Below are 12,004 nucleotides of genomic sequence, written 5' to 3' on the forward strand. Positions count from 1 at the left end.
CGACTTTGCCGCGCTCACGACGAGGGAGTTCCCCGACGGCGGCGTCCTCGGACGGGCCACACAGCCCGCCGCGGCGAACGACGTCGCCTTGCTTCAAGCCTCAGCGCCACCGGCGTGCCTGTCAATTTTTAGCCGGTGACGGCAGGTGGACCCACCGGCCCTCGGCCGCGCTCAGCCGGGCCGCGTCGAAGATCTCGGCCACGTGCACCGCGTCCGACGCGGGCACGGGCACCTCGGATCCGGCGCGGATCGCCGCGGCCACGGCCGGGTAGAAGGTGTCCCACCGGCCGCGGGCCAAGGGGCGGCGCTGCGCGCCGTCGGCCCCCTCGAACAGCAGCGTGCGGCCCGGATCGTCCTCGCCCCAGCGTGCCCCCGCCGTGCGAGGGCTCTCGCCCGCGAACAGCTGGTCCTCCTGAGGGTCGAACCCCTCGATGCGCAGGCCACCGTGTGTGCCCGAGACTCGGAACCGTGGGCCCTCCGCCGCCGCGTGCACCGACGCCACGATGGTCGAGCGGGCTCCACCCTCGTGCCGCAGCATGACGATCGCGTCGTCCTCGCTCACCCGGTCCTCACCGAGCGTGGCGAGATCGGCGAAGACCTGCCGTACCGGCCCCAGCAGGTGGACCGCCTGGTCGATCAGATGCGGGCCGAGATCCACCAGCACGCCCCCGCCGGCCTCCGACGTGTGGTCGCGGGTCCACCGCGGAAGGTCGGGCCGGAAACGCTCGATCCTGGACTCGAGGCGATCGACCCGGCCGAGCTCACCGTCGCGCACCAGCTGCTCGATCGTGAGGAAGTCCCCGTCCCACCTGCGGTTCTGGTAGACGGTCAGCACCGTGTCGCTTGAGGCGGCGGCGACGATGCGCCGCGCGTCGTCGGCCGTGGTCGCGAAGGGCTTGTCCACGACGACGTGGAGTCCCAGGCCGAGCGCCTCGACCGCGAGATCGGCGTGGGTGCCGGCCGGGGTCGTGATCGTCACGCCCTCGACGCCCGCTTCACGCAGGGCCGCGAGATCCTCCACCACCTCGAGTCCGTCCGCGCGGGCTTCGCGGCCGCGCTCGGGATTGGTCGACACCACCGCGACGAGGTCCAGGCCGTCGGCCGAGCGGATCAGCGGCGCGTGGAACACCCGCCCGCCGACGCCCCATCCCGCGACGGCCCACCGCACGGGCTCGAAGCCCGTCACCGGTCGAGCTCCGCCACGAAGCGGGCGTAACGCTCCTCCAGCGGCCCCGGCTCCCCCGGGCTGACCGTGGACCCCGTGCGCTCCCGCACGGCCGGGAGCGCGAGTCCGGCCGCGCCGAAGGCCAGCCGGGCGGCGCCGACGGCCGTGGCGTCCTCGAGGTCGACGCGACACAGGTCGCGGCCGAGCACGTCCGCCAGCAGCTGGGCGAACACGGGCGACCGGGTGCCGCCACCCGCCACGTCGATCAGCGGGTCGGCGACCGCCGGCATGGACTCGATGCCGCGACGGATCGTGAAGCAGAGGCCCTCGAGCGCGGCGGCGAACAGGTCGGCACGCTCGGTCTCCAGACCGAGCCCGAACCAGCGGCCCGACCCGGCGGGGACCGACGTCGGCAGCCGCTCGCCCGACAGGAACGGCACGAAGCCCGGAACGGGCCGGCTGCGGTCGTAGTCGCCGTACAGGTCGTCCCAGGTCCCCCCGAGCAGGGAGACCACCCGCGTGAGCGCGATGCCGGCGTTCATCACCGCCACCATCGCGTAGGCGCCGCCGTCCGCCGCTCGATACGTGTGGTGGGTGATCTCGCCGTCGAACGACGGCGTGATGCCCGGTAGGACGACCTGGGCGCCCGACCCGACGGTCACGATGAGGCGGCCCGGGGTCGAGGTGGAGCCGACGAGCGTCGCTGCGGCGTCGGCGCACCCGGCGACGACCGGGATGCCGGGCGGCAGTCTCCAGCTCGACGCCTCCGGGGCGGCCAGCTGCCCCACGACCGCATCCGAGGGAACGACCTCGGGGAGCAGGTCGGGCCGGATGCCCGTCGCCTCCAGGACCGCGCCGCTCCACTCGTCGAGCTCCAGGTCCCAGGCGAGGGTCGCGGACGCGTCCGAGGGATCCGTGACGAACACCCCCGGGACCAGGCGCGTGCGCAGCCAGTCTTTCGGCAGCAGGACCCGGTGGGCCCGTGCCACGACGTCCGGCTCGTGACGGGTGAGCCAGGCCAGGACCGGCCCGGTCATGCCCGGCGCGAGCGGGCTCGCGAGGGCACGGCGCCGCGCCGCGGGGAGGTCCTGCCACTGCGCCAGCTCGGCGGTGGCGCGACCGTCCGGCCACAGGACGGCGGGCCGCACGGGCTCCCCCTCGGAGTCGACCAGGACGGTCCCGTGCATCTGCCCGTCGATCCCGACGGCCAGGACCTCGACGTCCACCGACGCCAGAACGGCACTCACCGCGTCACGCGCCGCGGCCTCCCACCGGTCCGGGTCCGTCTCGGCCCAGTGCGGGTGCGGCGAGTCGACGGCGTAGCCGCGCTCCGCCCGGGCCAGGACGGAGCCGTCCTCCCCCACCAGCACGGCCTTGACGCCGCTCGTGCCCAGATCCAGGCCCAGGACGCACGGTCGGCTCATGACCGCGCCGTCACGCGTCGATCGAGGCCGACGCCGCGAGGTGCGTGTCGATGAAGGCGTGCGCCCGGCGAGCCAGGTCGTCGCCGTCGGTCCACAGCGACCGCCAGACGGCGAGGTCGTTGGACAGGGTCGGGCTGACGACCGCCGAGGAGAAGCTCTCGAACGTGATCGGCCCGGTGAAGCCCACCCGCGACAGCGCGTGGAAGAACGCCGGGAAGTCGATCGATCCGGACCCCAGGTACCCGCGGTGGTTCTCGCCGATGTGCACGTAGCCGAGGCGGTCGGCGACGTCGAGCACGGGCGTCACGAAGTCCGACTCCTCGATGTTCATGTGGTAAGTGTCGAGGTGGATGAAGACGTTGTCCTCGCCGATGTCGTCGGCCAGCCGCAGCGCGTCCCGCGCCGTGTTGATCACGTTGGTCTCGTAGCGGTTGCAAATCTCCAGGCCCAGGCGCACGCCGCGCCCGGCGGCCTCCTGCGCGAGGGAGCGCAGCACCGAGACGACGTTCGCCCGGCCGGCGTCGGACAGCGGGCGGCCGTACTTGCCGAGGGCGCTGTAGAGGGCGCCGGTGAGGATGGAGCCGCCCAGTCCGGCCACGACGTCGAGCGACTCGTGCAGGATCTTCTCGCCACGGGCGACCACCTCGGGGTCGTCGCTGGAGACGTCGGCGTCGAACGCCAGGCCCCGCGAGCAGGCGACGGCCAGGCCGGCCTCCTCGACGGCACGACGGGTGTCCTCGACGTCGAGCACGTCCATCTCGTGCAGGGACAGCTCGAGCAGGTCGTACCCCGCCGCCTTCGTCCGCTGCACGGCCTCGGCGATCTCGTCGGGGCGCGTGCCACCGACCCAGACGAGGGCGTGCACGCCGATGGGGTTGCGCTGGTTCACGGTGGTGGTCTCCTGGTGGTCGGTGGTGGTCATTGCGAGATCGCCCCCGTGATGAGGCCGACGATCTCCTCGCCGGTGGTCTCGGCGGTCCGGCGTCCGGCGACGCAGCGCCCGGCGCGCATCACCCAGACCTGGTCCGACAGCCGCACGACCTGGTCGAAGTTGTGGCTGATGAGCAGGACCGCGTGGCCCTCGTCGCGCAGTCGCAGGATGAGCTCCTCGACGCGCGCCGTCTCCTGGACGCCCAGGGCCGCCGTGGGCTCGTCCATGATGACGAGCTTCGAGCTGAACCCGGCGGCGCGGCAGATCGCCACGGCCTGCCGCTGGCCGCCCGACAGCCGGCGCACCGTGGACGTCACGGCCGGCACGTTCACGGCCAGCTTCGACACCATCTCCTGGGCACCGGCACGCATCGTGCGCTTCTTCAGGTAGGTGAACGGCCCGAAGCCGCCCGTGACCTCGCGGTTGAGGTACAGGTTCTGCCACACCGTGAGGTCCTCGACCAGCGCGAGGTTCTGGTGCACGGTCTCGATCCCAGCGTTGCGGGCCTGATCGGGCGCGTGGAACGCGACGACCTCGCCGTCGAACCGGATGGTCCCCTCGTCCGCGGTGTGCACGCCCGCGATGCAGCGGACGAGCGTCGACTTGCCCGCGCCGTTGTCGCCGACGAGCGCCGTGATCTCTCCGGCCCGGACCTGGACCGACACGTCGGCCAGCGCGCGGACGGAGCCGAAGGACAGGGAGACGCCCTCGGCCTCCAGCAGGACGTCGCCCTTGGGCCGGACCTGCTGCTCGGTGCTGGTGGTCGTCATTTCTCGAACCTCGTCAGGAAGGCCGCGCCGACGACGACGATGCCGACGGCGAGCGGTTGGTAGAACTGGGACACGCCGAGCAGCGTGAGCCCGTTGGCCAGGGCGGTGAGCAGCAGCGCGCCGAACACCGGCCCCTTGATCGAGCCCTTGCCGCCGAAGAGGCTGACCCCGCCCAGGACGACCGCCGCGACGGAGTTCAGCAGGAAGGTCGTGTTCGCTGCGGGCTCGGCCGAGCCGACCCGCGCCACGAGCAGGATCGCGGCGAGCCCGGCCAGGACGCCGGCGATCAGGTAGACGGCCATCTTGACCCGCGCGGTGCGGACGCCCGTGGCCTGCGCCGCGTCGACCGAACCGCCGGTCGCCAGCACGTGCGTGCCGAACGGCGTGGAGAACAGCACCAGGTGGGCGAGGACGGCGACGCCGATCGCGATGAGGAAGGTGTAGGGAATCATCCCGAAGCCGCCGGCAGAGAGCTTGAACAGCGGCGCGCTGATGACCGTGATCGGGCGGCCGTCGGACAGGATGAGCGCCAGTCCGGAGGCGGCCGAGAGGGCGCCCAGCGTGACGATGAAGTCGGTGATGCCGCCCTTGGCGATCAGGAAGCCGTTCACCAGGCCGACGGCGGCGCCGGCCAGGACCGCGACGAGGCACGACAGGAACAGGCCCTTGCCGCTCGTCATCGCCATCCCGAACGCGACGGCGGCGAGGGTCATGGTCGAGGCGATCGACAGGTCGATGCCCGCCGTGAGGATGACGAAGGACTGGCCGACGGCCAGGATCGTCAGGATCGCCGAGGCCAGCAGCATCGCCTTGATGTTGCCCGAGCTGAGGAATCGGGAGTCGAGGGCGGTGAAGATCGCCACGAGGACGACGAGTCCGAGGACGGACGCCCATTCGACCCAGAACGAGGGTTGGCGCAGGCGCTCGACGGCGGCCGTGCCGCGCGATGCCGGGGGTGCCGTGGTGGTGGTCATGTGTGGTCTCCGGGTTCTCGACGGACGGTGCGGGCGGGAGGCGGACTCCCGCCCGCACCGGTCACGTCAGCGGCCGAGCAGGTCCGCGAAGGGGTTGTCGTACTCGTTCGGGGGCTCCGGGAACGCGTCCTGGGCTTCCTTGGCGTTGTCCGGCGTGATGAGGGCGATCGGGGTGTCGACCTTCTCCGGCAGCTCCTCACCGAGGGCTGCGGCCTCACAGGCCTGGAGGCCCATCTTGCCCACGACGAAGGGGTACTGGGCCACGGCGGCGTCGATGTCGCCCGAGGCGACCCCGTCGATGCCGTCGACCGAGACGACGAGGGTCTTGCCCTTCTTGTCGGCGGCGGCCACGGCACGCGCCACGCCCATCGCCATGTCGTCGTTGGCCACGAAGAACGCAGCGAGGTCGGGGTTGGCCTGCAGGATCGTCTCGGCCTGCGTCTGGGCCTCCTGGCGGTCCCAGTTCGCGGCGACCTCCTGGACGACCTCGAAGTTGTCGGCCAGACCCTCCTTGAAGCCGTCGATCCGCTGGGCGCTGGTCACGTCGCCCGCGATGCCGCCGACCGTGGCGACGTCGCCGCCGTCGGAGTCGAGCGTGGCCAGCTGGTCGGCGACCATCTTGCCGGCCGCGACGTTGTCGGTGCCGATGTAGGTGGCGATCTCGGCGCTGGCGGCTTCGGCGGCCTTGGCCTCGACCGGGTTGTCGATGTTGACGATCGGCGTGCCCTTGGCGGCGATCTGGGCGATGCCCTGGATCAGGTTCGTGCCGCTGATCGGGTTGACCAGGTAGCAGTCGAACTCCTGGTTCGCCAGGTTCGTGAGCTTGTCGGCCTGGCCGGCGGTGTCGGTGATCGAGGCGGCGGCCTGGATCTCGATGTCGGCGCCCGACTCCTTCTGCTCGGCGTTGATGCCGTCCTCCATGTGCTGGAAGAACGGGTTGTCCAAGCCCTTGATGACGATGCCGATGTTGGTGTCGCCGGCGTCCTTGCTGTCACCGGAGTCGCTGCCGGAGTCGTCGGACGAGCCGCACGCCGCCAGCAGCAGTCCCGCGCTCACGGCGACGACGCCGAGCGAGACCCGCATCCTCTTCCTCGTCTGGAAGATGCTCATGTTGATTCCTCTCACCATCGCGCGCCGGCTGACGCGGCTTTTGATCTTGAGTGTTGTTAATACGACACTTTCTGTTGTGTAATGTACGACACACAGTGGAAGACGCGCAAGCAACAACTGAAATCAGCGCCCGACCAGCCGCGAGAACGCCAGAATGGGGAGTCATGGCCACCTTCGACGAGGGAATCAGCGAGACGCTCTCCCTCCTGCGACGCAAGGGCGGCATGACGCGCGCGGAGATCGTGGCCGAGACGGGGCTGTCCCGCAGTGCCGTCAACCTGCGGATCGATGCGCTCCTGCAGGCACGACTCGTCTCGGGCTCGGCCCGCGAGACGGTGATGAAGGGCCGGCCCGCCGAGGTCTTCTCCTTCAACAGCGAGCGCGGCAAGCTGCTGGCGGCCGACGTCGGCGCGACGAAGTTCCGCGCGGGCCTGTGCAACCTCGGTGGCGACGTCGAGTCCGAGATCGAGCTGCCGTCCGACGTCACGGCCGGACCCGAGGTCCTGCTGACCTCGATCCTGAAGTGCTTCGAGACGTTTCTGGCCGACACCGGGACCAGCGCCGACGAGATCCTCGGGATCGGCCTGAGCCTGCCCGCGCCAGTGAAGCGCGGCTCCGGCATGTCGGTGAATCCGCCGATCATGCCGCTGTGGAACCGCTTCGACGTCCCGGCCTGGTTCGGCGAGCGATTCGCCTCCCCCGTGTTCCTCGAGAAGGACGCGAACGCCATGGCCTACGGCGAGGCCCGGTTCTCCCACCCGGAGGCCGACGACCTCCTCCTGGTCAAGATCGGCACCGGCATCGGCAGTGGCGTGATCCGCGAGGGCCGGCTGTACCGAGGCGCCGACGGTGCGGCCGGGGACCTCGGCCACATCCCCATGTCGCTGCCGGGCGACGACGAGGGACCGCTGTGCAAGTGCGGCAACCACGGCTGCCTCGAGGCGCGGGCCGGCGGCTGGGCGATCCTGCGCGACCTGCGGGAGTCGGGCGCCGACGTGAGCTCGCAGGACGACCTGATCGCAGCCCTGGCCGCGGGCGACCCGGCCGCCGTCCAGCTGGCTCGCCGGGCCGGGCAGGCGATCGGCACCGCCGTCGCCACGGCGGTCAACCTCCTCAATCCCCGGGTGGTCGTGCTGGCCGGGCATCTCGTGGCGGCGGGCGGCGACCACCTGCTGCCGGCGATCCGCGAGCGCGTCTACAGCCGCTCCCTCCCCCTCGCGACAGCGGACCTGACCATCGTGGCCAGCAGCCTGCACCCACGCGAGGGACTCGTCGGACTCGCGCACCTGGTCAGCGACGGGATCCTCGAGCCCGCGCAGATCGGGCGCCTGGTCGAACGCGAGCCCACCGACTGACGTACTACGGTGTCCGCCAGGGATCACGCGGTGTGACGAGAGGTGGAGCAGTGTCCGGTTTCGGCGAGGCGCTCGCACTGTTCCGCCGGCACGGACCCCTGACCCGGGCGCAGGTGGTGGAGCTCTCCGGCCTCTCGCGCGCCACCGCCACCCACCGACTCGACGGTCTGGTCCGCGCCGGACTGATCCGCCCGCGGGCCGACGACCGCAGCACCGGCGGACGTCCCGCCGGCGTCTTCGACCTCGCTGCGGCCCGTGGCAGCCTCCTCGTGGCCGACATCGGCAGCAGCCATGCGCGCTACGGTCTCGCCGACCTCAGCGGACGCGTCCTCGAGGCGCTGGACGAGGACATCACGATCGACGACGGGCCCGACGTGGTGCTCCGCGGCGTCACCCGCGCCTTCGACCGCCTCGTCACCGACAGCACGCCCCCGGTGCTGGGCGCCGCCATCGGCGTGCCCGGACCCGTCGACCAGCGCACGGGCCGCCTCGTCAGCCCGCCCACGATGAGCGGCTGGGACGGCGTCGACGTCGCCGACCGCATGGCCGCCCACGTGGGCGCACCGACCGTGGTCGACAAGGACGCCAACCTCGTGGCGCTGGGCGTCCACCGGGCCCTGCGCGCCGACGCCGTCCCCGGCGCCGACGACCTGCTCGTGGTGAAGGTCGGCATGGGCATCGGCGCCGGCATCATCTCGCGCGGTCTCGTGCTGCACGGCGCCCGTGGCGGTGCCGGCGACCTCGGGCACATCCCCCACGACGACGGTCCACGCTGCCGCTGCGGGCAGCAGGGCTGCGCCGAGGCGTCGGCCGGCGCGTGGGCCATCGCCGCGCGGCTGCGCGAGCTCGGCCACCCCGTCCGCACGTCGGCCGACGTCGTCGCGCTGGCGGCGAACGGCGACCGCGACGCCACCGCGGCCCTGCGTGCAGCGGGCCGGCGGATCGGCGACGTCGTCGTCGAGGCCGTCGGGGTGCTGAACCCCGCGATGGTCGTGGTGGGAGGCGACCTGGCGGAGGCCGGCGACCTGCTCGTCGACGGGGTCCGCGAGCGGGTCTTCGAGCGCTCGCACCCGCTCGCCACCACCGACCTGACCGTCGTCGCGTCCCCGCTGGGCGCCGACGCCGGCCTGCTCGGCGCTGCCCAGATGGCCGCCGACGCGGCGCTCGCCCCCGCCCGGGTGGACGTCCTCGTCGGCGCCTGACGGCCGCCACCGCCGGGGCTTTTGCGCAGCGTTAGACAAAAGGGGTCACGGACGCCTACGGTTGACCCGTGGCGAACACCGACATCTCCCCCAACGGCTGGCGCGATCCCCTCGACCTCGAGGCGGTGCGCCACGCGCGCATCCTGCCCCTCGACGTCGTCCAGGCGAAGGGCAACGGGCACGCCGGCACCGCCGTCAGCCTGACTCCGGCGCTGTACGTCCTGTTCCAGGAGTACCTGCGCCACGACCCGGCGCACCCCGACTGGGAGGGCCGCGACCGGTTCGTCCTCTCGGCCGGCCACACGAGCCTGTCGCTGTACCTGCAGCACTACCTGAGCGGCTACGGCCTCGAGCTCGACGACCTCAAGAAGGCGCGGGCGCTCGGCAGCCTCACCCCGGGGCACCCGGAGTGGGGTCACACCCCCGGCGTCGAGACGACCACCGGCCCGCTCGGCCAGGGCGTCGGCAACGCCGTCGGCCTGGCGATGTCGGCGCGCCGCGTGCACGCCCTGCTGGAGCCGGACGTCGAGCCCGATGCCGGCCTGTTCCGGTACCGCACCTGGTGCGTCGCCGGTGACGGCTGCCTCTCCGAGGGCGTCTCGCAGGAGGCCTCCTCGCTCGCCGGCACGCTCGGCCTCGACGGCCTGATCCTCGTCTGGGACGACAACCGGATCTCCATCGAGGGCGACACCGCGATCGCCTTCACCGAGGACGTCGTGGGGCGCTACCGCTCCTACGGCTGGGCCGTCGTCGAGATCGAGGACGCCGAGGACCCCGCCGCGATCCGCGCCGGCTACGACGCCGCCCTCGCCGTGACCGACCGTCCGGTCTTCATCCGCCTGCGCACTCGCATCGGCCACCCGATGCCGACCGTCGGCGGCACCGCCGGCGCCCACTCCGGAGCCCCCGGCGAGGACGAGGTCGCGGCCACGAAGGTCGCCCTCGGACTCGACCCCGAGCAGTTCTTCGCGATGCCGCAGGAGGCGCTCGACCACGCCCGCCGTGTGCGCGAGCGCGGTGCCGCCGCCCGCGAGGAGTGGCAGGGACGCTACGACGCGTGGCGCGCCGCCCACCCCGAGCAGGCCGCCCTGCACGACCGGATGCGCCATCGCGACGTCACCCCCGCGGCCCGTGAGGGGCTCGCCGCCCTGCGCGCCCAGCCGCAGAAGGCCGCCACCCGCATCGCCAGCGGCGCGGTCCTCAATGGGATCTCCGCCGAGCTGCCGTGGCTCTGGGGCGGCTCCGCCGACCTCGCCGAGACCAACAACGTCGCGATCAAGGACGCCCGCAGCTTCACGCCCACCGGCTACGCGGGGGACGAGTGGCCCGGCGGCCCCGACGGCACGCTCGTCCACTTCGGCATCCGCGAGCACGCGATGGGAGCGGTCCTCAACGGCATCGCCCTCGCCGGGTACTCGCACCCGTTCGGCGCGACGTTCTTCGTCTTCTCCGACTACATGAAGCCCTCCGTGCGCCTCGCCGCCCTGATGGGCCTGCCCGTCACCTACGTCTGGACGCACGACTCGGTCGGCGTCGGCGAGGACGGCCCGACGCACCAGCCGGTGGAGCACCTGTGGGCGCACCGCGCGATCCCCGGCCTCGACGTGGTCCGCCCCGCCGACTGGGTCGAGACCGTCGACGCGTGGTCGCGCGCCCTGGGCAGCGACCGCCCCACCGCGCTGGTGCTGAGCCGCCAGGGCGTCCCGGTCGTCGGCGACGCCGTTCCCGCCGGCGAGGGCGCCGTGCGCGGCGCCTACGTACTGGCCGACGCCACCACCACGCCCGACGCGATCATCGTCGCCACGGGCTCGGAGGTCGGCCTGGCCCTGCAGGCCCGCGACACCCTCGCGAGCGAGGGCATCGGCGTCCGCGTGGTCTCGGCCCCGTGCCTCGAGTGGTTCGAGGAGCAGGACCTCGCCTACCGCGAGTCCGTCCTGCCCCGCGCCGTCACGGCCCGCGTCAGCGTCGAGGCCGGCACCGGCACCGGTTGGCACCGCTACGTCGGCACGAACGGTGAGATAGTGAGTGTCGAGGAGTTCGGTGCGAGCGGAGCCGGTGATCTCGTGCTCGCCGAGCGCGGCATCACCGCCGAGGCCGTCGTGGCTGCGGTGCACCGCAGCATCGCCTCGGTCCGCTCGGACGAGAAGGAGAGGAACGCCCGATGACGAAGACCCTGACCGCGGGACTGGACCGCATGCCCGGCGTCGACCAGGTCGGCCTCGAGGCGCGCGCCGCCCAGCTGGCCACCCGCTCCATCAAGACGACGTCCAAGCAGTGGGCGATCGACCTCGCGATCTCGATGGTCGACCTCACCACGCTCGAGGGCGCCGACAGCCCCGGCAAGGTGCGGGCGCTGGCCACCAAGGCGCTGCGCCCCGACCCCACGGATCCGTCGTGCCCTGCCGCGGCCGCCGTATGCGTCTACCCCGACATGGTGCCGTTCGTCCGTGAGGTCGTCGGCGACCGGCTGCACGTCGCTGCCGTCGCCACCGCATTCCCCTCGGGCCGCGCTCCGCTGGAGGTCAAGCTGGCCGACACCGCCGCCGCGGTTGCTGCGGGCGCCGACGAGATCGACATGGTCATCGACCGTGGCGCGTTCCTCTCGGGCGACCTCGCGAAGGTGCACGAGCAGATCGTCGCCGTGAAGGAGGCCGCCGGCAGCGCCCACCTCAAGGTGATCCTCGAGACCGGCGAGCTGCAGACGTACGACAACATCCGCCGTGCCTCGTGGCTGGCGATGGACGCCGGCGCCGACTTCATCAAGACCAGCACCGGCAAGGTCCAGCCCGCCGCGACGCTGCCCACGACGCTGCTCATGCTCGAGGCCGTCCGCGACTACCGGATCGCCACCGGCCGCCAGGTGGGCGTCAAGCCCGCGGGTGGCATCCGCACCTCCAAGGACGCGATCAAGTACCTCGTCGTCGTCAATGAGGTCGCCGGCGAGGACTGGCTCGACCCGGACTGGTTCCGCTTCGGGGCGTCGTCGCTGCTCAACGACCTGCTCATGCAACGCCAGAAGATGCTCACCGGCCGCTACTCCGGCCCCGACTACGTGACCCTGGACTGATCCGAC

General features: G+C 72.4%; 10 protein-coding genes. 4 read left to right on the forward strand and 6 right to left on the reverse strand.

All coding sequences use genetic code 11. The features are described from left to right. Positions 1 to 121 precede the first annotated feature (121 nt). From H1W00_RS16895 to H1W00_RS00655, 6 genes are all read right to left on the reverse strand, one after another. Positions 122 to 1,186, reverse strand: a complete 1,065-nt coding sequence (locus tag H1W00_RS16895; RefSeq protein WP_181752712.1) for a Gfo/Idh/MocA family protein — start codon at positions 1,184 to 1,186, stop codon at positions 122 to 124. Then, positions 1,183 to 2,589, reverse strand: a complete 1,407-nt coding sequence (locus tag H1W00_RS00635; protein ID WP_181752713.1) for a xylulokinase — start codon at positions 2,587 to 2,589, stop codon at positions 1,183 to 1,185. The genes H1W00_RS16895 and H1W00_RS00635 overlap by 4 nt, the downstream gene beginning before the upstream one ends. Before the next feature lie 10 nt (positions 2,590 to 2,599). Beyond that, positions 2,600 to 3,511 (reverse strand): sugar phosphate isomerase/epimerase family protein, encoded by a 912-nt coding sequence (locus H1W00_RS00640; RefSeq protein ID WP_181752715.1) that lies wholly within the window; start codon positions 3,509 to 3,511, stop codon positions 2,600 to 2,602. Then, positions 3,508 to 4,290 carry an ATP-binding cassette domain-containing protein gene (locus tag H1W00_RS00645; protein ID WP_181752717.1) on the reverse strand — a complete coding sequence of 261 codons (783 nt, stop codon included), beginning with the start codon at positions 4,288 to 4,290 and terminating at the stop codon, positions 3,508 to 3,510. The genes H1W00_RS00640 and H1W00_RS00645 overlap by 4 nt, the downstream gene beginning before the upstream one ends. After that, positions 4,287 to 5,264 (reverse strand): ABC transporter permease, encoded by a 978-nt coding sequence (locus H1W00_RS00650; protein ID WP_181752719.1) that lies wholly within the window; start codon positions 5,262 to 5,264, stop codon positions 4,287 to 4,289. Before H1W00_RS00650 ends, H1W00_RS00645 begins: the two co-directional genes overlap by 4 nt. Before the next feature lie 66 nt (positions 5,265 to 5,330). After that, positions 5,331 to 6,374, reverse strand: coding sequence for a substrate-binding domain-containing protein (locus H1W00_RS00655; protein ID WP_181752720.1), 1,044 nt, complete (start codon positions 6,372 to 6,374; stop codon positions 5,331 to 5,333). A 164-nt stretch (positions 6,375 to 6,538) separates the two neighbouring features. Here H1W00_RS00655 and H1W00_RS00660 point away from each other — a divergent pair, with 164 nt between their 5' ends. The 4 genes from H1W00_RS00660 to deoC all read left to right on the forward strand — a co-directional run bounded on the left by H1W00_RS00660 (position 6,539) and on the right by deoC (position 11,998). Beyond that, on the forward strand, positions 6,539 to 7,729 hold the full coding sequence (locus H1W00_RS00660) for an ROK family transcriptional regulator (protein WP_181752722.1): 1,191 nt from the start codon (positions 6,539 to 6,541) through the stop codon (positions 7,727 to 7,729). A 50-nt stretch (positions 7,730 to 7,779) separates the two neighbouring features. Further along, the gene (locus H1W00_RS00665; RefSeq protein WP_181752724.1) at positions 7,780 to 8,931 is read left to right on the forward strand and encodes an ROK family protein; all 1,152 of its coding nucleotides are present in this window, start codon (positions 7,780 to 7,782) and stop codon (positions 8,929 to 8,931) included. 68 nt (positions 8,932 to 8,999) lie between these two features. Beyond that, entirely contained in the window at positions 9,000 to 11,096 is a 2,097-nt protein-coding gene (gene tkt / locus H1W00_RS00670) for a transketolase (protein WP_181752727.1), read from the forward strand. Further along, positions 11,093 to 11,998, forward strand: a complete 906-nt coding sequence (gene deoC / locus H1W00_RS00675) for a deoxyribose-phosphate aldolase (RefSeq protein ID WP_181752729.1) — start codon at positions 11,093 to 11,095, stop codon at positions 11,996 to 11,998. The genes tkt and deoC overlap by 4 nt, the downstream gene beginning before the upstream one ends. Positions 11,999 to 12,004: the final 6 nt, after the last annotated feature.

The sequence above is a fragment of the Aeromicrobium phoceense genome, assembly GCF_013868155.1.
GTDB classification, from domain to species: Bacteria; Actinomycetota; Actinomycetes; order Propionibacteriales; family Nocardioidaceae; genus Aeromicrobium; species Aeromicrobium phoceense.